Raw genomic sequence first — 19,438 nt, forward strand, 5'->3', positions numbered from 1 at the left:
TGATAAAAAAAAGTTGTTTGGGTTGAGCCGGATGGGGAAAATAAAATTTTGAGATGTTCACTCATGCATCATCATGGAAATCCTCTTTTAAGCCAGGAGCCCATTATGCCCAGTTTGGATCTGCCCGATATCTCTGTTAGCTTTGCCGGTGGTAAAAAAGTGGATGCTTCCTTCGGGAGCTTCCTTATCCCAACCGATCAGGCCGTTATGGATGGTGGAGAAGCGTCAGCCCCACAGCCATTTATGCTGTTTTTAGCGTCACTGGCGACATGTGCAGGTATCTTTGTGTTGGGGTTTTGTCAAAAACGGGAGATTGATGCGGAGGGGATCCATTTAACCCAAACTCAAAAGTTTGCTGAAGGGCCAGATGGCAAACCAAGGTTGGCTGAGATCGGTATTCAAATTCATGTTCCCCCTACTTTTCCTGAGAAGTATCAGGATGCTTTGGTGCGGGTTGCCAACCAATGTGCGGTTAAACAGGTGATTCAGGATCCCCCTGAATTTGTTGTAGAGACATGTGTGTCTGAAGCCTAAAAAAAAGCCGCTGGGGTGACCCGGCGGCTTTTTTAACAAACTCACACTTTCACCAACTTAACTGCGATAGTCAGCATTAATGCTGATATAGCCATGGGTTAGATCGCATGTCCAAATGGTTGCATGACCATGTCCCTGGTTTAATTGGATCGTCACCGAAATCTCTTCTTCATTCATCACGGTTTGCCCCTGCTCTTCGGTATAGTCGCTGTGGCGCTGACCCCGTTGGACAATTTGTACATCGCCGAGAAAGATATCAATCAGATCTTCTTCAACAGCAACACCAGCCGCCCCAACCGCCATGCTGATACGACCCCAGTTGGGGTCTGAGCCTGCGAATGCTGTTTTAACCAGTGAGCTGGCGGCAACGCCCATGGCTACCTGCCGTGCGGCTGATTCATCGACAGCCCCTTCTACAGTTACCGTGACAAATTTACTGGCGCCTTCACCATCCCGTACAATCCATTGGGCCAGTTCAATGGCCAGATCATTGAGCATAGAGACAAAAGGGGCTAGGCGTTCATCCTCTTCTGTGTCAATGGGTGTATGTCCTGCAGCCCCAGAGGCAAACAGCATGAGGGTGTCGTTGGTGGAGCTGTCTCCATCAACTGTGATGCTGTTGAAGCTCACATTAACCGCTTGATTAAGGAGTTTTTGTAACAGCTCGCTCTCAATAGCGGCATCGGTAAACAGGTAGGCTAACATGGTGGCCATGTCGGGGTGGATCATGCCTGACCCTTTGGCCATTCCCACCAAGGTTACCGGCTTGCCATCAATCATGCAGTGACGGACACCTGCCTTTGGGAAGGTATCTGTTGTCATAATACCTTTGGCAGCCTCCCACCAATTGCCTGGTTGGAGGTTTTCAACCAGTGTGGGGATGGCCGCGTTGATTTTATGAGCAGGTAAAGCCTCCCCAATCACACCTGTAGAGGAGATGAAAATACGGTTATCTTGCAGGTCTAAGGTATCGGCAACCGTTTTACCGTTTGAAAGCGCATCCAGCATTCCTTTGGGGCCATTGCTGACATTGGCGTTACCGGAATTCACCAGTAGCGCACGCGCTTCCCCCTCTTGAAGTCGGTCTCGGCATAGCGTTACCGTAGGAGAAACAATACGGTTTTTGGTAAACACCCCCGCAACATGGGTACCGGGCTGCATCTCAACCAAGGTGAGATCCAAAATCTCATCTTTTTTAATACCACATGCGGTTGCAGATGCCCGAAAACCAGCAATAGGTGGAAGTTCTGGGGTAGGGGGGGTGCCGACAGCCATGGGAACGCCTCGTCAAAATGGTACAAAACAGGTATAGTCACTGAACTGTCTATTCTGACCTGAGTTGCTTGAGGATGGAAGCATTGATGTTTACTGAACGCCTAAAAGGCACTTTTGATGGCCTGTTTCGACTGGAAGATGCTCGTACCCTTGGTGAGAAGTTGAACCAGATGGGAGCATGGTATGTGGTGCAGCCTGATGCACTTGATCAACCTGTGGACCCTATGAGTGCAGAGGCGGCCAGTCAGCATTATCACACCTTGGTGGAAGAGATCCTGGCCGCAGAGAAGGGGATATGGAGCACCATGGTCTATGTGCAAAGCCAGGAAGATCCCCAGTTAATCAAAGTGTACCATCCCAAACGGGCTGGGTGTGGTTGTGGGGGGAGTAGTGGCATTACACCCTGGTGGCTTTTTTCAAAAGCTCAACCGGAGCCGGTACCTCAATGGCAGAAGAGTGAAAGTTGTGAGCTACCCGCCAATGGTGAGGCCAAAAAAGGCTTTATTACTCGGCTATTCTCCAAATGAGCAAGAGAGAGAGCAAGCCTCTTTTATTGGTTTCAGCTGCGCTGATTATGCACCAGCAACAGGTATTGTTAACCCAACGTAAACGGGGTGGGCATTTGGCGTTACACTGGGAGTTTCCGGGTGGTAAGTTGCATCCGGGTGAAAGCCCTGAAGAGGCGCTGGTCAGAGAAATTGACGAAGAGGTTGGATTAAAAATTCAAGATCTTAGCCCTTGGGCTTTTGTCTCCCATGCTTATGAGGATTTTCATCTGCTTATGCCTGTCTTTCGGGTGGGGGCTTTTACGGGCACCCCTCAGGCCTTAGATGTTGAAGCTGTTAAATGGTTTGATCTGCCCTCTTTAAAAGAACTTACATTCCCCCCTGCTGATCAGCCGTTGCTGGCACAGCTCTTTGCCGAACATCAGCAATCCTACCCTTAGCCTGCCAGGGTTTATGCCGATCTTTACATGATCTAACACTGGGCTGGCTATATGAGATCTTCAGCCGTTAAGTTTGTACCCTGGGCAGGTGGCAGTGGCTGAGGCCTTGCGGCTTTGCTTGATGGCACTGGTTTTTCGGATTCAACACGGTTACGTCCCCCCTCTTTGGCGCGGTATAGAGCCCGATCGGCCCGTTCCGTAATGCTGCGTGCCTGATCTTCCAACTCAAATTCAGTGACACCAAAGCTGCTGGTAATCTGCCCAACTTCAGGAAAAGGTGTCTGTTCGATGAGCTGACGCAGTTTATCCGCCAGTTGGTAGGCATCCTCCAGGTGGATCTCAGGGCAGATCACCATAAACTCTTCACCACCCCAGCGTGCCAGGGTATCCGAAGCTCGTAAGTTCTCTGCAACGGCGTGGGAGAGAATACGTAGGACATCATCACCGATTTGATGGCCAAAACGATCATTAACCCGTTTAAAGTGATCAATATCAAAAAGGATGATGGAAAAGGGGCTGCCGTGGCGCCTTCCTCGTTGCATCTCAGCATTTAAAATTTGTTGTAACCGTGCGCGGTTAGCCACACCAGTAAGACCGTCGGTAAAGGCGATCTCTTCGAGCTTTCTCATGTGGGATTCAATGCTGGCGATATCTGCAAATGTGAAGATTAATTTATTCTGATCTTCCAAACGGTTGACCGATGCCGCAAACGGTCGCAACTCCAAGCTGCTCTGGCCATTATTTGTTTTACACTCACAATCGACTTCTCCACCTACACAGCGAAGGTAGACAATGGATTGGTTCTCGCCCTCTTCCAGCAAAGCTTGGCTGATCTGTGAACTATCCTTGGTTAAGGAAAAGCTTCGATCACCCAGGCTGAGCAGGACATCCAAACCAAGCTGTTGTTGCGCTTGGAAAGACCGGAGATCTTCAACCCCTAAAAATTTAATAAAAGCCTTGTTTAAATGCTCAATAATGCCTTCACGAATAACCACCAGAGGGTTGGTTTGGATGTCTAAGAGAAAGCGGGCGTAGGCATTGGCCTCTTCCCGTTCGCGTTGCCGCCAAAGATTACGGGCACAACGCAAAACCGCGCCGATAAGCTGATGGGGGTCCGTTGGCTTGAGTACATATTGGTCAATACTCAGCTCAATGGCACGCATGAAAAAATTTTCGTCATTATAGGCCGTGGTGACGATGATGGGGGTGTGGGTGTCATCGCTACGGATGGCTCTGGCCATGGATAGGCCGTCCATTTTAGGCATAAGGATGTCGGTGATAATGAGATCAGGCTGTTGCTGGCGGTATTTTTCCAGCCCCTGTTCACCATTCTCAGCAACAAGTAAAGTACCAACCCTGCGGCGAAGAAAAATGCACAGCTGTTCGCGAATCTCTTCATTATCCTCAGCATAAAGGACGGTTAGAGATTTTAATAGGTCAGTATCCGTTGGTGAAGTATTAGTTGTCATGGCTACCCATGCGCCGGAAATTAAAAAGATAAAATGAGTTATGAATTTGTTATGTTCCGGTGCAAAACCCCTTCATCCAGTCTAGGCCCTTCACCTATGAAGTAAATGAAAAAATGGTGAAGAATTATAAACAAGAACGCTTTTCGTTCTGTTTTGAAGTGGTTATTGTCATGCACCGTCTAATTATGAGTGACAGGTTTGTGAAAATAATCTCTTATTTAATCGGTTTTTGGAAGATACATATTGTTACCACCGGGATCTTCAGCTTTCCAACCCAGGGAAAAAATAATATCCAAAGAGACAGGAATAGGCCCATTTTCAGTGACCTGTTGTTGCTTCCTATAGATCGCTTCAAGTTGTTGCAGCCAGTTACGTCCAGCGAGGCCTGTTGCTCTAGGTAGGTGAGGATTGCCCGTACCCATAAAACGAAACTCTTCTAAAAGGCTCTCTAGGTTGGGGAAGGGGAAACTGGCGCCCTCTTTGTCGGTAAAAGGTAAGGTGTATCCACTACTGGCTAAAAGGTCTCCGACATCCTGAATATCGACAGCACGCGGTAGTCGGGGTAAAGGCTTGCCATGGTTTTGTTGGTCCAGTTGGGCTAAGGCTGCTCTGAGTTCACGAAAATTCTCACTCCCAGGTTGTGAAGCCAGTAAAAAACCGTTGCCCCGTAAAACACGGCGGATCTCAGCCAGTGTTTTTTTCATATCCGGGCTCCAGTGCAGGGTTAAGTTGGATATGACACCATCAAAACTGCCATCTGCATAAGGGAGCTCCTCTAAACCGCTACAAAGAAAAGGGGCTTGGACCGTTTTGAACAGTTTTCGTGTGGGGGCTGGGCGTAAGGCGGCGGCCCAACCTGGCTCTAGGGTTTGTGTAATGAGCTGCGCTTTAGGCCACTGTTTTTCAATGGCCTGTGTTAAAACCGTATCGCGGCACCCCAGCAACAGTAGCCGTTTGGGTTGAATACGCATTTCTGAAAGACGCTCAGCCATAACCACCGCCGTTTCTGGCACGGGCCCATCTTGCAGAGGGGCGTTGGGTAACGCCCGCTGGAGTATGCGTCGTACCCGTTTAGGGTCTATTTTGGCGGTCACGGGGGTGGGCATCTGAACCATAGGCTGCATGGCAAACTCCTAGTATCATGGGCAGCAGTAAGTGTGAGTATGGTGCAAATCCATTAACAAAGGTGCAAGGGATGTTCGATCATCCATGGCTAAATCTACTGCTGCCAAGTCGCTGTCCTCTGTGTGGTGTGAGGGTTACGGATAAATATAGCCTGTGTGAAAGTTGTTGGCAGTGTTTACCCCTGCAGCCTTTGCAGTTGTGTCACCGCTGTGGAGAGGAGGTGACCATGGCACTACCCAATGGCTGTGGTTTTTGCCGGGAACGTCTCTTGATCCAAGATCGTACCATTTGTGCTTTTCCTTATGAACCGCCGGTTTCCTCTCTATTGTTGGGCGCCAAGTTTGCCGATAAGAACCGCTGGGCTGCAATCATCGCCTCTTGGGGCTGGCTACGTTGCCATGAGCAGCTGCGAGAGCTAAACATTGAAGGGGTTGTGCCGATCCCATTACATGCCAAACGATTGCGGCAAAGGCGCTTTAACCAGTCTGCGCTATTGGCAGGCCAGCTGGCCAAACGGTTAGAGAAACCTTTGTGGACAGATAATCTAACGCGGCACAGGATGACCCGTCCACAAACGCGTTTGGACCGTAAACAGCGCCAGGCCAATGTTATGAACAGTTTTTTAGCGCAGTTTGATGCGTCACCACCCCAACATCTCTTGCTTGTTGATGATACCATGACCACAGGTGCAACAGTGAGTGAAGCTGCAAAAGCACTGAAGCAGGCTGGTGTTCAAGAGGTCACCGTCATGGTTATGGCCAAAGCCATGAACCATGGCATGGCCTTGCATCAACGCACACCGTTTACAATTCCATGACTTGAAGCGCAAATGCGCTTGCCGCTAGGGCAGGGCATCGTTTACATTTGAAACATATATCGACATTGAGAAGCTTCCGCTGGCCTGTCCAGAGGGGGGCTGTATAGGTTCGTAAGTTTGATCTAGCGCATAATTCGTTAGAGTTAATACGGTCAAATGACCTCACTTCTGTTCGTTAAGGAATGACCATGGCTGAAATTACCATCTACTCCACCACCATTTGCCCTTTCTGCGTGCGGGCCAAGCAGTTGTTTAAGAAAAAAGGAGTAGCGTTTAATGAGATTAATTTAGATAAACAGCCAAGTTTGCGTGATCAGATGTTGGAAAAGTCGGGTGGTCGCCGCACAGTCCCACAAATCTTTATTGGTGAACGCCATGTCGGTGGCTGTGATGATCTTTATGAGTTGGAGCTGGATGGTGAGTTGGATCCGTTGCTCGGTCTGTAAAGGTACGATCCATGCCCCTTCGTTCCCATGCCCGCCCGGTACTCGCTGCTGTTATTCAAACCAATAGTGGCAATGACCGGGCTTATAATCTTCAGCGGGCAGAAGATCTATTAGAACAGGCTGCTGCTTCTGGCGCGGGTCTGTTTGTTTTGCCGGAGAATTTCTCTTTTTTTGGGGCCAGTGAGTCTGAAAAACTGGCACAACGAGAAGATCCCGAGCAGGGCCCAAGTTTAAAGATGATTCAGGCTTTTGCTCAACGTCATGGTGCCTGGGTTGTGGCGGGGACCATTCCGACAGATGTTGGCGAGTCTGGCCGTGTAGGGAACAGCAGTTATGTGGTCAATGCCGAAGGGCAGGTGGTTGCCCGGTATGATAAAATTCACCTGTTTGATGTGACCCTTAACGGTGGGGAAGGGTATCGGGAGTCCGATATCATTCAGGCCGGTAAACTTCCGATGGTAGTGGATAGCCCGTTTGGAAAAATTGGTCTATCGGTTTGTTATGATCTGCGTTTTCCAGAGCTCTATCGTCGTTTGACCGAGGCCGGAGCAGAAATTTTGACCGTACCCTCCGCCTTTACTTTGACCACCGGGCATGCCCACTGGGAGTTGCTGCTCCGAGCCCGTGCTGTTGAGAATTTTTGCCATGTGTTGGCCCCTAATCAGTGGGGGCGCCATCCGGCTAACCGCAAAACCTATGGGCACTCTATGATCATTGAGCCCTGGGGAACCGTCATCGGGCGGGTTGCCGATGGTGAAGGTTATGCGTTGGCTCCGTTGGACCCTAAGCGGTTACAGCGGTGTCGAACCCAGATCCCCTGCTTAGACCACCGTGTTCTCTAGTGGTTGTTGTGGGAGAGAAAAGAGCAGGAGGAGCTGCGCATGATTCAACAGCTGCTTAACCGACTGTTGGGGGATACTCAAACAGACCCAAGAGGTTTGTTGGCCCCCTGGTATCATACCGAATTGATTGCTTCTCAGCGGGCTGTCTTAATGATCTCCCGCGTTCGTATGGTCTCTGCTATCTTTGCTATTCTTACCCCGTTATGGGTGATCTTGGATCTGCTGTTTCTTCCTCAAGAGGTTTGGCCTGCTCTGGCAGTGGCACGTTTGATCGCGGCGGGTTCTTTTGGGGCGCTGGCGCTGGTTTTTCATAGTTCAGACCGGTTGCGGGATGCCTATGTGGGCTTGGCCGCGATGTTGGCCATTCCTATGTCCTTTTTTATCTACTCCCACGCGCTGTTTTCTGAATATCCCTTAATGCTCTCAGAAATTGCCCGTTCCCTGGTGACAGGCTATGCCTTTTTGCCTTTTGTGATGGTTGCTGGTTTGGCTGTTTTTCCGCTGACTGCGCTGGAGGGCATTCTCTTTATGTTGCCCACCGTTGGGGCCGAGATGTTCTTTGGTGCATATGATTTTGGCACTGTCAGTGTGGATGCCCACATGGGCTTGGTGTGGCTGTTGGGTTTAATTGGTGGCGTTACACTGATCTCTGCCATGAGTCAGTTACATTTTTTGAGTGAGATTATTCATAAATCGTCCCATGATGCTCTGACCAAAGCCTATACCCGCGGTACAGGCTTTGAGCTGTTGGAAAAATACTATCTCTTAGCTGAGCGTAATCAGTCTGCACTCTCTTTGGTGTTTATCGATCTGGATAATTTTAAGTCAATTAATGATGCCTATGGGCATGACCGGGGGGATGATGTATTGAAGCAGGCGGCAGCTTCTATTCAATCCAGCATGCGCCGGGTGGACTTTTTGGTGCGTTGGGGGGGCGAAGAGTTTATTGCTGTACTGCCCAATACCAAAGCAGAAGAGATGATGTATGTTCAAGATCGGTTGGCCGACGTGGGGTTGGGGATCCGCCCTGATGGCGCACCTGTGACCGCCAGCCTGGGGTTGGCTGAGTTTGTGAGTGATCAAACAAAGAGTTTGGATGAGCTCATCGAGTTGGCAGATAAACGTATGTACCGGGCCAAACAGAGTGGTAAAAACCGTATCTGTTACGGGGATACCGAAGAGGATATGACCCCGACGGGGCTTTTTATCTAAGTTTTTTTAAGAACAACGTTCAAAACAGCACACCCTTTGCATCGCTGTATGGTTCAACTCTGCAACTATAAGGAGTCACCACCGATGCGTAAGATCATTGTTACAGGTGGAGCTGGCTTTATCGGCTCAGAACTGATCCGCCAACTGGTGGATACATCAACCTGTCAGGTCATTAATGTCGATGCGTTAACCTACTCAGGTAATCCTGAATCTCTACACGCTGTGGCTGACCACCCCCATTACCAATTTGTTCATGCCAATATCTGTGATCGTCAGGCGATGGATCTGCTCTTTAAACAGGAGCAGCCGGATGCTGTAATGCATTTGGCCGCAGAGAGTCATGTCGACCGGTCCATTGATGGTCCTTTGACCTTTATTGAGACCAATGTTTTGGGCACCGCCGTGTTGTTGGAGTCTGCGCGCAGTTATTGGATGGGCTTAAGCGAGCAAGCCCAGCAGGCTTTCCGGTTTTTACATGTATCCACCGATGAGGTGTATGGCTCTTTGGATGATGAGGGCTTGTTTACTGAGCAGACGCCCTATGATCCGAGCTCACCCTATTCGGCCTCTAAAGCGGCGTCGGATCATCTGGTGCGGGCTTGGCAGGCAACCTATGGCATGCCTGTATTGATTACAAACTGTTCAAATAATTACGGCCCTTGCCAGTTTCCAGAAAAACTCATTCCACTCATGATTCTCAATGCGGTATCAGGAAAGCCGTTGCCGGTTTATGGAACCGGGCAGAACGTGCGAGATTGGCTCTATGTCGGTGACCATGCTGCCGCGCTACAACAGGTCCTGTTGCGTGGAAAGCCTGGTGAGACCTACAACATTGGTGGCCGTGCAGAGCGTAATAATTTAACCGTGGTAAAAAGCATCTGTCAGATCTTGGATGAACTAAAACCCCGTGAAGATGGTGTGAGCTATACAGAGCAGATTGCCTTTGTTAAAGATCGGCCTGGGCATGATTTCCGCTATGCTATTGATGCCTCTAAGCTGGAGCAGCAGCTAGGTTGGAGCCCATCTGTCAACTTTGAACAGGGGTTGAAGCAGACTGTGGCGTGGTATTTAGACAACGCCCAGTGGGTTGATCATGTGCAAGCGGGTACCTACCAAGGGCAACGTTTGGGTGTTATAGAAGAAGGGGTCGTGTGATGAAGGGTATTATTCTAGCCGGCGGTTCAGGTACGCGGTTGCATCCGGTTACCATTCCTGTTTCTAAACAGTTATTACCTGTTTACGATAAGCCCATGATCTACTACCCCCTAACGACACTGATGTTGGCGGGTATTCGAGAAATTCTTATTATCTCAACCCCGCAAGATACCCCCAGGTTTGAACAGTTACTGGGGGATGGGTCCGCCTGGGGATTAAAGCTCTCCTATGCTGTACAGGCCTCGCCCGATGGTTTGGCCCAGGCGTTTATCATTGGAGAAGAGTTCCTGGATAATCAACCCTGTACCATGATCCTGGGGGATAATATTTTCTTTGGTCATGATCTGTCCCAAACCCTGCAAAGGGTTGCTCTGCAGGACAAAGGTGCAACCGTCTTTGCCTATGCTGTGCGTGATCCCGAGCGCTATGGTGTGGTGCATTTTGATGATCAAGGCAAAGCCTTGGGTATTGAAGAAAAGCCGGAAAAACCCAAATCGCGCTACGCTGTGACAGGCTTGTATTGTTACGACAGTCGTGTGGTTGAGTATGCCAAGGCGTTAAAGCCCTCTCCCCGAGGTGAACTAGAGATCACCGATCTAAACAATTGCTATTTGGCCGATGGTCAGTTGACGGTGGAGCGGTTGGGTCGGGGGTATGCGTGGTTGGATACAGGCACGCATGACTCACTCTTGCGTGCGGCCTCTTTTGTGGAGACGCTGGATAAGCGGCAAGGGGTTAAGATCGCCTGTCCGGAGGAGGTGGCTTTCCGTATGGGGTGGGTTGATGTTGAGCAACTGCGAGCCTTGGCGCAGCCCTACATTAAAAATGGCTATGGGCAGTATCTGTTAAGGGTTTGTGAAGATCCTGATTAAGATAGAGGTAACCACTGTTCTTTTTTGGGCACCCATAGTTTGGTTTCCTTTATCCGTTCGTGGCGTAGGCTCTCTCATTGTGCAGGGGTGGGGGCCTGTGTTCTTACCCTCTGTGTTGTGTGATCTTAACTGAGGTGTCTCATGGAGCAGTATCAGCATATTATCCAAGTTTTGGCACTGACCATGGGCGCCTCATGGGCCAGTGGTATTAACCTTTATGCCACCATGGCGGTGCTTGGCTTTGCCGCCGCGAATGGCTCGATTGATCTACCCCCGGATTTGGATATTCTCTCTAATCCTATGGTGATGGTCGCAGCCGCTGTGATGTACTGTGTTGAGTTTATCGCCGACAAAACCCCAGGGGTAGATACGGGGTGGGATACCATCCATACCTTTGTCCGTATTCCTGCAGGTGCCATGTTAGCTGCGGGTGCGGTGGGTGAAGTGGGAGCCCCTATGGAGTTGGCAGTAGCCATTTTAGGTGGGGGTATGGCTACGGTCAGTCATGCCACCAAGGCAGGCAGCCGTGTGGTGATTAATACGTCGCCTGAACCTGTAAGCAACTGGGCTGCATCCATCGGGGAGGATGTCGCCGTTATTGGGGGGTTATACGCCGCACTCAATCATCCTATTTGGTTCCTGGGTGGGCTGATCGTATTCCTGATCTTTGCCGCATGGTTACTGCCCAAAATTTGGGGGGCGATTAAAAAGGTGTTCCGCTGGATTGGTCGTCTGTTTGGTGCAGGCAAAGAACCCCCTCTTGTGGGCGGTGATGTGCCCAGACCCACGGAACAAAAAAAGTATGCTCAGACGGTTACTTTGGATGAACAAGAGGGGGATAAACTGGATCAACTGGCTAAGCTTAAAGCGTTGTTGGATGATGGCGCCTTAAACAAAGCCGAGTTTGACCATGAAAAACGTAAGCTGTTGGGGCGCTAACAGCGTGACGAATGGGTTTGAATACCTACCACCCAGGCCTGTACAAACTCTTCTAGGGACTCAATAAAATCTGGATCATGTTCCGTTCGGTTTATGGTGGCATGTACCACAAGCTGTTGCTCATCTGGCGGTAAAGCGGTGGTTATGCTCCAACTGAATACATTGGGGCATGTTGGCATGGACATGCGTAATCCACCTCGTATGGCTTGCCATGTGATTTCAAACTCACCCCAGTCGGTGTGGTAGTGGCCACCATGGCCATCGCTGCGTATCACCACGGCGATGGCTTCACAAAAAACGGGCAACCGATCTGGGGTGATCTGTTTTTGAATCTCTTCGGCACCCCAAGGGCTGGGTGCGGTTGCAAAAAACTCCATGGTGGCCTCACACGTACCTGATATTAGTAGATGGGGATGGCGGCAAAGCCTTTGGACTGATACCCAATAAGGGAAACAAAGGTATTACCAACGGCCTTTACCCCTTTGAGTAAGCTACCGTTGTCCACACCGAACAGAGATGTGGCGACATTGCATGCCTCCATACGTACCCCTTTGCGGCTCATCATCTCTTTCAGGATTTCCCATACCTCTTCTTGATCCAGTTGCTGATCCATCGGCAGCGCATCTGGGGTGGTGGAGAGCACCTTCACAGAGAGACCCCGAAAGGCAAAAATCATCTCAGGTTCCACCCCTTGGCGGACCAAGTCATCGTAGGTTTGGCGAATAACTTTAAGATAAAGAGCCATCTTGTTGGCACTGCCCATATTGATATCCCATACAACCCGGCCCTGTTTAATGCCAGATAGCGCATCGGCATCATCAGGGGCAGCATGGGTTTGAGGCGCAATAAGAATCAGGGCTAATGTCATGACAAGTGTACGGATTATCCACATATCTTTTCTCTTTGTAAGGGGTTATAGGCTAAGCCGTTCCAGGCAGCCCGAAAAGTCTCATCGGTCAGGGTCGGGAGAGGCTGGCCTAATACATCGTCTAAATGAAGATGGATCAGGCGTAGAGCCCCACCAAACATTTGTGCAGCGGCCACCCACGGTTCTATGGGTTTAATCATCCCCTCTGCCATGGCCTGTTCCACCAGCTGTTTCATCTGTTGAAAAGGGCGGGATGAACAGATGGGAGGGCTTGTGGGAAGGAACTCACGATGTCGTGCGTTCAGAATAAAGCCCATGGCCATGGGGTCTTGCTCTGTCATTTCAAAGAGCATTTCAATTAAGGCTCTAAACCGGCCATGATGATCTTTGTGCTGGGCAATGCGCTCATCGACCGCGGTATTCATTCTGGCTAACAGGGTATCGTAAAGGGCTTGGGCAATGGCTTCTTTGCTGCCAAAGTGGTGATAAATAGAGCCGATGCTCACCCCTGCCTCTTTCTGCAGCTGTTGCATGGACGTAGCAAAATAACCCTGTTGACTAAAAAGGGTTAAGGCCGCTTGCAGAACACGCCCTTGGGTGGCGTTGGTATCGATCAGTGTTTCCATGTTTAAAGGATTAGAACGAACGTTCGTTCTAGTCAAGTGAAATGTGCAAGAAGTGGTTGCAAAAATAGGATGAATAGATACATCTTCATTCTGTTGTGTGGTTTAAAAGTGTCGATGTTATAGGCGTTTATGGGGTTCGTGTTATGAATTTTGATATGGTGATGGTATTTGGGCTGCTGGGGGTAACCGTGGTGCTTTTTGCTTCTGACCGTATCCGCCTGGACCTTGTTGCCATTGGTGTGATGTTGGCCTTGGCAATGACAGGGTTGGTCACCCCGCAAGAAGCTCTGGCTGGGTTTGGCAACCCGGTGGTTGTACTGATCGCGGCTCTGTTTGTGATCGGGGAGGGGTTGTTTAAAACAGGTGTGGCCTTTGATGCGGGTCATACGTTGATGGCAACGGCAGGACATCATCCCGTTCGTTTAACCTTGTTATTGATGGTGGCGGTGGCGTTGCTTTCGGCTTTTATGAGCTCAACCGGTGCAGTCGCCATTTTTATGCCTGTGGCATTGGGGTTGGCCCGTCAAGTTGATATGGCACCTTCCAAATTATTGATCCCCATGGCGTTTGGAGCACTGATCGGAGGTATGTTAACCCTGATTGGAACCCCACCCAACATGGTGGTAAGCCAGGCCTTGATCGATGCTGGTATGGACCCTTTTGGTTTTTTTGAATTTACCCCGATTGGCTTAACGGTTTTGCTGGTTGCCATCTTTTATATGGTTTTGGTGGGGGGAATGCTTTTACCTGACCGGCGTGTTGGGCGCGGGTCAGAAGAAGCACAACGTCAGTCACGCCGAGAACTTGCAGAAGGTTACCAAGTTCGGGGTCGTATGAAGCGGTTATTGGTACAACCTGGTTCTGCCCTAATTGGTCAATCGGTCTCTGAAGTTCATTTTCGGACCCATTATCGTTGTACACTGATGGGGATTGAGCGGGCCGGGCGTTTTTCCCACAAAAAGATCATTCCGGCACTGGCCTGCACTCCGTTACTTGAAGGGGATACCCTTTTTATTGTCTGTAATAATCCAAACAATTTAGCACGCGTTCAAACGGAACAGGGGCTTTTACCGCTTCCTTTAGATGAAAAACTGATTGGGCAAATTGCCCGTGAGTTGGGCATTGCTGAGGTATTGATACCCCCAGGGTCACGTCTTAACGGTCAATCTTTAGCCGATATACGGTTCCGTAAGCGTTATGGATTAAGTGTTTTAGGGGTCAAACGTTTAGGTGCGCCGCTCCCCGCTCCAGACAGTGAGACGCGCTTAAAGGCGGGTGATGCCATGTTGGTAGGGGGGAGCTGGAAGCAGATTCAGTTACTGCATGCCAGAGGGCAGGATTTTATGCTTATGAGCCTGCCTAAAGAGATTGAGGAGGTCGCCCCAAGTCGTGATCGTGCGTGGCTGGCTTTAAGTATTGTGGCCGTGATGATGGTTGTTCTAACCTTTAAGCTTTTGCCCACTGTTGTTGCGGTATTATTGGCTGCTTTGATTATGGTGTTGTCTCAATGTTTGAGTATGGAGGAGGCCTATCATGCTGTTCGTTGGGAGTCCTTGGTTCTTATTGCGGGCATGCTGCCTATGGCAACCGCTCTACAAAAAAGTGGTGGGGCAGATCTTATGGTACAGGGGTTGTTGAATGGTGTTGGCGGATATGGTCCATTGGCATTGATGGCAGGGCTTTTTTTCCTGACCACGCTCTTTAGTCAGTTTATCTCCAATACAGCCACAACCGTGTTGATTGCCCCCATTGCCATAGGTACGGCACAGGGGTTGGATGTCTCTGCTTATCCTCTACTTATGGCTGTAGCTATTGCGGCCTCTACCGCTTTTGCAACCCCTGTGGCATCCCCTGTCAATACCTTGGTACTAGGACCAGGTAACTATCGCTTTAATGATTTTGTAAAGATTGGTGTGCCCTTACAGCTTTTAGTGATGATGATCACCCTTATAGCCGTACCATGGATGTTCCCGTTCTAATGGCTTGCTATGGTCTTACGATGGCTAGTATAGTGTAGCAGGTTATCTACCAATGGAGTTTTGATGTTTTTAGAGTCGGTTCTCATCTGATTCTGTTTTAGCTGTAGCATGCGCTGAACAGAGTCACACAATGTGCCCATTACTGATAGAATATCAGTGATGCAATATCCCATTGCCCAAATCACCTGGGCTTGCACATCTGTGGAGAGTTCGAACCATGTTCGATCCCATTATTGAAGCACTTATTTCCATCCATCAAGACCTACCCCGCAAAGGGCCCGGTAGTGATGAGTTGGTTCGTCGTATGATCCAGCATCTTATGCCCCTTTTGCCGACGCATCCTGAAATGGCAGATATGGGGTGTGGTAATGGCCATGCAGCCCGTATGTTGGCGGGTATGCTCAAGGGTCATGTTACCGCCATCGATTTTGCCCCTCCTTTTATCCAAGAGCTACAGGTCTGGCTGGCTGAGCATGCACTCCAAAACCATATCACACCACAGGTTGGTGATATGTTGGCATCAGGTTTAGCAGCAAACAGTTGTGATCTGATCTGGTCTGAAGGTGCAGCTTATAGCGTTGGTGTGGAACAGGCTCTACAAAACTGGTTTGAGTTATTAAAGCCAGGCGGGTTTGTGGTCTACTCCGATTGCTGCTGGTTGACCACGGAGCCATCGGCTCCTGCCACAGCGTTTTGGCAGGAAAACTATCCCGATATGTGTTCGGTTGGTGAGAGTATTACTCGGGCAGAAGCGTTGGGGTACCGATTTTGTTCCGCCGAGAAGCTGCCTTCTCAGACATGGTGGACGAGCTATTATGATCCACTGAAGAAAAGGTTAGATCAGCTCTCTGAACAAGCAGATTCAAACGCAGTACTGGCGGAAGTCATTGCGGAAAGCTATCGTGAGCAAGCGCTTTTTGAACAGCACCATAAAGAGTACGGGTACATCTTCTTCATCGTACAAAAGCCCTAATCACATCGTCTGAGTAACCATGGTGTGCGCCAACGGACTGCTCAATGGTCGGTTGGCGCATCTCTTGGGGTGGTCAAGAGAGGGGGGTTAGATCGCACAGGCTTGGTGTTGGTATGGACTGCACCGATCAGTCCTTGGTCGTGGGAAAAATATTACGCTATTTTGGGCTGCAAAGAGTCGGGGTTCATCTTCTTCATCGTACCAAAGCCCCAATTCCATCGCATGCGCCAACGGACTGCTCAATGGTCGGTTGGCGCATCTCTTGGGTTGGTCAAGAGAGGGGGGGTAGATCGCACAGGCTTGGTGTTGGTATGGACTGCACCGATCAGCCCTTGGTCGTGGGAAAAATATTACGCGATTTCGGGCTGGTTTAAAGTTTGCTTTCGATACGGTGTGGGTATGTTTTCCAGGCCATTAATCATCGGGAAATTTCTATGTGTATAACACCATTGGCGGCGGATGATGAGGGATTGTCAGAAATTGAGCAGTTAGCGCTCTTTAGGGATGCCTTGTCGGCACATAAAGCAGGTAGGATCCAGCAGGCCGCTGAAGGATATCGTCATATTTTAAAAACCAATCCTGACCATGTTGACGTGCTGTGCATGTTCTCTCGTATCTTACAGGAAGCTGGGGATCACGATCAGGCTAAAGATATGATGGAGCGGGTCTTATCCCAAAAACCTGACCATGTTCCAACCTTGGTTCGTTTGGGTATGCTGCTTGTTGCATCAAAAGAGAGTACCGCTCAAGGGATACACCATTTAGGTCAGGTGCTCATGCTGGCCCCGGAGACCAAAGGTATTAATCTTAAACTGGGTCAGATCTGTCTGGATATGGATTCCCTAGATCAAGCGATCTCCTACTTAATGGCCGAGTTGGCGCTGGATCCTGATAACGCCAGTTTGCACTATACCGTGGGTCGTGCGTACAGCCGTTACGGTTACTATAAAGAAGCGGCGCCATTTCTGCATCAAGCCATGGCGTTGGACCCTTCATCTTGTCGGCACACCTTACCGCGGACCATGAATGTGGTTTCGCAGGCCTTACCGTCAGAAAAACCAGAAAAGTTTATACTCTGTTCTTTCCAAAAGTGTGGGACCTATTTAATGTCTGACATTTTACAGGCCATGACAGGCCAAACCCACGACTGGCCCAGTGCAACTCAGAACCAGTTGAGTAGGCATATGCAGCATAACATGGGAGAAGATCAATTCTTGGTGGGGCACTGGGAGGCAACGCCTGATTTTGTGCAATACCTACGAGAGAATAACTACCGTGTCATTGTGCAGCTTCGTGATCCCCGAGATCAGCTGGTCTCATTTTATTACTACTACAGCAAGATATTGGGTAGAGAGAATCGATGCATGACCAATTATCTAAAAAATTTAGATAAAAAATCAGCGCTTACCACCTTAATGCTGGGCCTGCAGTTGGATGATCTGAACCATGGGTCACAGTATAAAAAACTGATTTCATGGGTTCGTCAGTGGCAGGAGAGTGGGCTGCCTCTTTTTTTTAGTCGTTATGAAGATCTGGTGATGAATAAAGCGCAAGCGGTTGAGCAGCTGGCAGATTTTTTACAGGTACCCATGCTGCCTGATGCTGTCCTACAAATAGTTAAACAAACCACATTTGAAGGGCGCTCTAAAACCATGGAAGCAACGGGGCAGGTTCATGGTTTTAAGAGAAAAGGGGCACCGGGCGATTGGAAAAATCATTTTGATGACAGTTTAAAGCAGATAACCAAACAGATGTGTGGGCATGCGTTAATCGGTTGGGGTTATGAGAAGGATTTTAACTGGTAAAGGGTCAACCTGCGATGGGTTACTCTGAGCAGAGATAAATAGGGTGCGTGATCAGATATTCCAACCCATCTACTCTCAATAATAAAAAGGGCGGCCCATGGGATAGGGCCGCCCTTTTTATTAGGTACTTACAAGAGAGGAGTGACTACTTTTTTAGATCTTGTAGTGTCTCAGCAATCAAGAAAGCAATGTCCAGACTTTGGGTGGCATTCAAACGTGGATCGCAAGTGGTTTCATACCGTTCAGGCAGCTGGTCCTCTGTTAGGTCGTGAGATCCACCAACACACTCCGTTACCTTATCGCCGGTCAGTTCAAAATGTACACCGCCGGGGCAGGTGCCTTCCGCTTTATGCACATTAAAGAAAGAGCGGATCTCTGACATGACATGATCAACATTACGGGTCTTGTGTCCGGTGCTGGCTGTAAAGGTATTGCCATGCATGGGGTCGCAGCTCCAAATAATGGAACGCCCCTCACGTTGCACGCCCTGAATGAGCTTAGGTAGCCCCTCTTCCACTTTATTGTGTCCAAAGCGGGTAATGAAGGTTAACCGGCCTGGTGTGTTATCTGGGTTGAGTGCATCACAGAGTCTTAAGGCATCTTCTGCTGTCGCTGTGGGCCCCAATTTAACCCCGATGGGGTTTTTAACGCCACGAAGAAACTCTACATGGGCACCGTCTAGTTGACGGGTGCGCTCACCAATCCAGAGCATATGTGCTGAGCAACAATAGTGCTCGTTGGTCAGTGAATCTTCACGGGTCAGCGCCTGTTCATAGTCCAGGATCAGGGCTTCATGGCTGGTAAAGTACTCGACCTCATGCAGCACAGAGGTGTTGCTCGAGGAAATACCAATGGTGTCCATAAACTTCAGGGCATCACTAAGCTTATCTGCTATCTCAGCATAGCGTTGTCCCTGGGGGCTGTTAGCCACAAAACTACGGGTCCAATTATTCAGGCTATGCAGGTCTGCATACCCCCCACTGGTAAAGGCGCGCAGCAGGTTAAGGGTGCTGGCTGACTGAAAATAAACACGCTCCAGGCGGTTTGGATCAGGGTTGCGAGAGGCTTCAGAAAAATAAGGGTCGTTGACCATCTCACCACGGAAACTGGGTAAGGTCTGCTCCCCTTTGGTCTCCGTCGGGCTAGAACGTGGCTTGGCAAACTGACCGGCAATCCGTCCTACTTTAACCACGGGGCGACCACCGCCATAGGTGAGGATAACCGCCATCTGCAGTAAGATTTTCAGCTTGTCACGAATGGCGTTCGCATTGAACTCCCCAAAGGACTCAGCACAATCACCACCTTGCAGCAAAAAAGCTTGACCATTGGCCACACGAGCCAAGTGGTCGGAGAGGGCGCGTACTTCACCAGCAAAAACCAGCGGCGGATAGCTGCCGAGGTTGTCACACGCCTGCTTAAGCGATGCCTGATCGGGCCACTCGGGTTGTTGCAGAGCGGTAAGTTTGCGCCAGGAGTCGGGTTGCCAGGGGTTAGACACGGTGTAATCCTCAAGTAATGGGTCACATAAAAGCCGGATTCTTCTTATGAATGCAGC

20 protein-coding genes are annotated in these 19,438 nt (G+C 49.7%); 13 read left to right on the plus strand and 7 right to left on the minus strand.

Going from position 1 to position 19,438, the window contains the following annotated elements; genetic code table 11:
* Nucleotides 1–105 precede the first annotated feature (105 nt).
* On the plus strand, nucleotides 106–534 hold the full coding sequence (locus V5T57_RS13140; RefSeq protein WP_332891686.1) for an OsmC family protein: 429 nt from the start codon (nucleotides 106–108) through the stop codon (nucleotides 532–534).
* Between the two features lie 57 nt (nucleotides 535–591).
* Here the strand turns inward: V5T57_RS13140 and argJ are convergent, their stop codons facing one another.
* A complete protein-coding gene (gene argJ / locus V5T57_RS13145) occupies nucleotides 592–1,809 on the minus strand; it encodes a bifunctional glutamate N-acetyltransferase/amino-acid acetyltransferase ArgJ (RefSeq protein WP_332891687.1) in 1,218 nt (405 codons plus the stop codon).
* Nucleotides 1,810–1,895: 86 nt separating this feature from the next.
* Here argJ and V5T57_RS13150 point away from each other — a divergent pair, with 86 nt between their 5' ends.
* Nucleotides 1,896–2,336 carry a hypothetical protein gene (locus V5T57_RS13150; protein ID WP_332891688.1) on the plus strand — a complete coding sequence of 147 codons (441 nt, stop codon included), beginning with the start codon at nucleotides 1,896–1,898 and terminating at the stop codon, nucleotides 2,334–2,336.
* Nucleotides 2,333–2,755: a (deoxy)nucleoside triphosphate pyrophosphohydrolase gene (locus tag V5T57_RS13155; RefSeq protein WP_332891689.1), complete on the plus strand. Its 423-nt coding sequence runs from the start codon at nucleotides 2,333–2,335 to the stop codon at nucleotides 2,753–2,755. Before V5T57_RS13150 ends, V5T57_RS13155 begins: the two co-directional genes overlap by 4 nt.
* 47 nt (nucleotides 2,756–2,802) lie before the next feature.
* Here V5T57_RS13155 and V5T57_RS13160 read toward each other — a convergent pair whose 3' ends face one another.
* Complete coding sequence (locus V5T57_RS13160) at nucleotides 2,803–4,224, minus strand: GGDEF domain-containing response regulator (RefSeq protein WP_332891690.1); 1,422 nt, start codon at nucleotides 4,222–4,224, stop codon at nucleotides 2,803–2,805.
* 218 nt (nucleotides 4,225–4,442) lie between these two features.
* On the minus strand, nucleotides 4,443–5,348 hold the full coding sequence (locus V5T57_RS13165; protein WP_332891691.1) for a methyltransferase domain-containing protein: 906 nt from the start codon (nucleotides 5,346–5,348) through the stop codon (nucleotides 4,443–4,445).
* Nucleotides 5,349–5,419: 71 nt separating this feature from the next.
* On the opposite strand from V5T57_RS13165, the gene V5T57_RS13170 reads away from it, so the two are divergent.
* The 7 genes from V5T57_RS13170 (at nucleotide 5,420) to V5T57_RS13200 (ending at nucleotide 11,632) form a co-directional block, all read left to right on the plus strand.
* Nucleotides 5,420–6,166, plus strand: coding sequence for a ComF family protein (locus V5T57_RS13170; protein WP_332891692.1), 747 nt, complete (start codon nucleotides 5,420–5,422; stop codon nucleotides 6,164–6,166).
* 188 nt (nucleotides 6,167–6,354) lie between these two features.
* Entirely contained in the window at nucleotides 6,355–6,612 is a 258-nt protein-coding gene (gene grxC / locus V5T57_RS13175; protein ID WP_332891693.1) for a glutaredoxin 3, read from the plus strand.
* 11 nt (nucleotides 6,613–6,623) lie between these two features.
* Nucleotides 6,624–7,454 (plus strand): carbon-nitrogen hydrolase family protein, encoded by an 831-nt coding sequence (locus V5T57_RS13180; protein ID WP_332891694.1) that lies wholly within the window; start codon nucleotides 6,624–6,626, stop codon nucleotides 7,452–7,454.
* Nucleotides 7,455–7,493: 39 nt separating this feature from the next.
* A complete protein-coding gene (locus V5T57_RS13185; protein ID WP_332891695.1) occupies nucleotides 7,494–8,666 on the plus strand; it encodes a GGDEF domain-containing protein in 1,173 nt (390 codons plus the stop codon).
* A gap of 84 nt (nucleotides 8,667–8,750) precedes the next feature.
* On the plus strand, nucleotides 8,751–9,821 hold the full coding sequence (gene rfbB / locus V5T57_RS13190) for a dTDP-glucose 4,6-dehydratase (protein WP_332891696.1): 1,071 nt from the start codon (nucleotides 8,751–8,753) through the stop codon (nucleotides 9,819–9,821).
* The gene (rfbA, locus tag V5T57_RS13195) at nucleotides 9,821–10,693 is read left to right on the plus strand and encodes a glucose-1-phosphate thymidylyltransferase RfbA (protein WP_332891697.1); all 873 of its coding nucleotides are present in this window, start codon (nucleotides 9,821–9,823) and stop codon (nucleotides 10,691–10,693) included. The genes rfbB and rfbA overlap by 1 nt, the downstream gene beginning before the upstream one ends.
* A 141-nt stretch (nucleotides 10,694–10,834) precedes the next feature.
* Nucleotides 10,835–11,632: a DUF4126 family protein gene (locus tag V5T57_RS13200; protein ID WP_332891698.1), complete on the plus strand. Its 798-nt coding sequence runs from the start codon at nucleotides 10,835–10,837 to the stop codon at nucleotides 11,630–11,632.
* Here V5T57_RS13200 and V5T57_RS13205 read toward each other — a convergent pair.
* From V5T57_RS13205 to V5T57_RS13215, 3 genes are read right to left on the minus strand one after another with little or no spacing between them, the layout of a single operon-like run.
* The gene (locus V5T57_RS13205) at nucleotides 11,629–12,009 is read right to left on the minus strand and encodes a hypothetical protein (protein ID WP_332891699.1); all 381 of its coding nucleotides are present in this window, start codon (nucleotides 12,007–12,009) and stop codon (nucleotides 11,629–11,631) included. The genes V5T57_RS13200 and V5T57_RS13205 overlap by 4 nt on opposite strands.
* 23 nt (nucleotides 12,010–12,032) lie before the next feature.
* Nucleotides 12,033–12,524 (minus strand): DsrE family protein, encoded by a 492-nt coding sequence (locus V5T57_RS13210; protein WP_332891700.1) that lies wholly within the window; start codon nucleotides 12,522–12,524, stop codon nucleotides 12,033–12,035.
* The gene (locus V5T57_RS13215; RefSeq protein ID WP_332891701.1) at nucleotides 12,515–13,126 is read right to left on the minus strand and encodes a TetR family transcriptional regulator; all 612 of its coding nucleotides are present in this window, start codon (nucleotides 13,124–13,126) and stop codon (nucleotides 12,515–12,517) included. The genes V5T57_RS13210 and V5T57_RS13215 overlap by 10 nt, the downstream gene beginning before the upstream one ends.
* Before the next feature lie 143 nt (nucleotides 13,127–13,269).
* Between V5T57_RS13215 and V5T57_RS13220 the strand changes: the two genes are divergently transcribed.
* The 3 genes from V5T57_RS13220 to V5T57_RS13230 all read left to right on the plus strand — a co-directional run bounded on the left by V5T57_RS13220 (nucleotide 13,270) and on the right by V5T57_RS13230 (nucleotide 17,883).
* Nucleotides 13,270–15,105, plus strand: a complete 1,836-nt coding sequence (locus V5T57_RS13220) for an SLC13 family permease (RefSeq protein ID WP_332891702.1) — start codon at nucleotides 13,270–13,272, stop codon at nucleotides 15,103–15,105.
* Nucleotides 15,106–15,322: 217 nt separating this feature from the next.
* Nucleotides 15,323–16,078, plus strand: coding sequence for a class I SAM-dependent methyltransferase (locus V5T57_RS13225; protein WP_332891703.1), 756 nt, complete (start codon nucleotides 15,323–15,325; stop codon nucleotides 16,076–16,078).
* A 434-nt stretch (nucleotides 16,079–16,512) separates the two neighbouring features.
* On the plus strand, nucleotides 16,513–17,883 hold the full coding sequence (locus V5T57_RS13230) for a sulfotransferase domain-containing protein (RefSeq protein WP_332891704.1): 1,371 nt from the start codon (nucleotides 16,513–16,515) through the stop codon (nucleotides 17,881–17,883).
* 145 nt (nucleotides 17,884–18,028) lie between these two features.
* On the opposite strand, the gene V5T57_RS13235 is transcribed toward V5T57_RS13230, so the two are convergent.
* Nucleotides 18,029–19,381, minus strand: a complete 1,353-nt coding sequence (locus V5T57_RS13235) for a class II 3-deoxy-7-phosphoheptulonate synthase (protein ID WP_332891705.1) — start codon at nucleotides 19,379–19,381, stop codon at nucleotides 18,029–18,031.
* Nucleotides 19,382–19,438 lie beyond the last annotated feature (57 nt).

This window comes from Magnetococcus sp. PR-3 (genome assembly GCF_036689865.1).
In the GTDB taxonomy this organism is placed as follows: Bacteria; Pseudomonadota; Magnetococcia; order Magnetococcales; family Magnetococcaceae; genus Magnetococcus.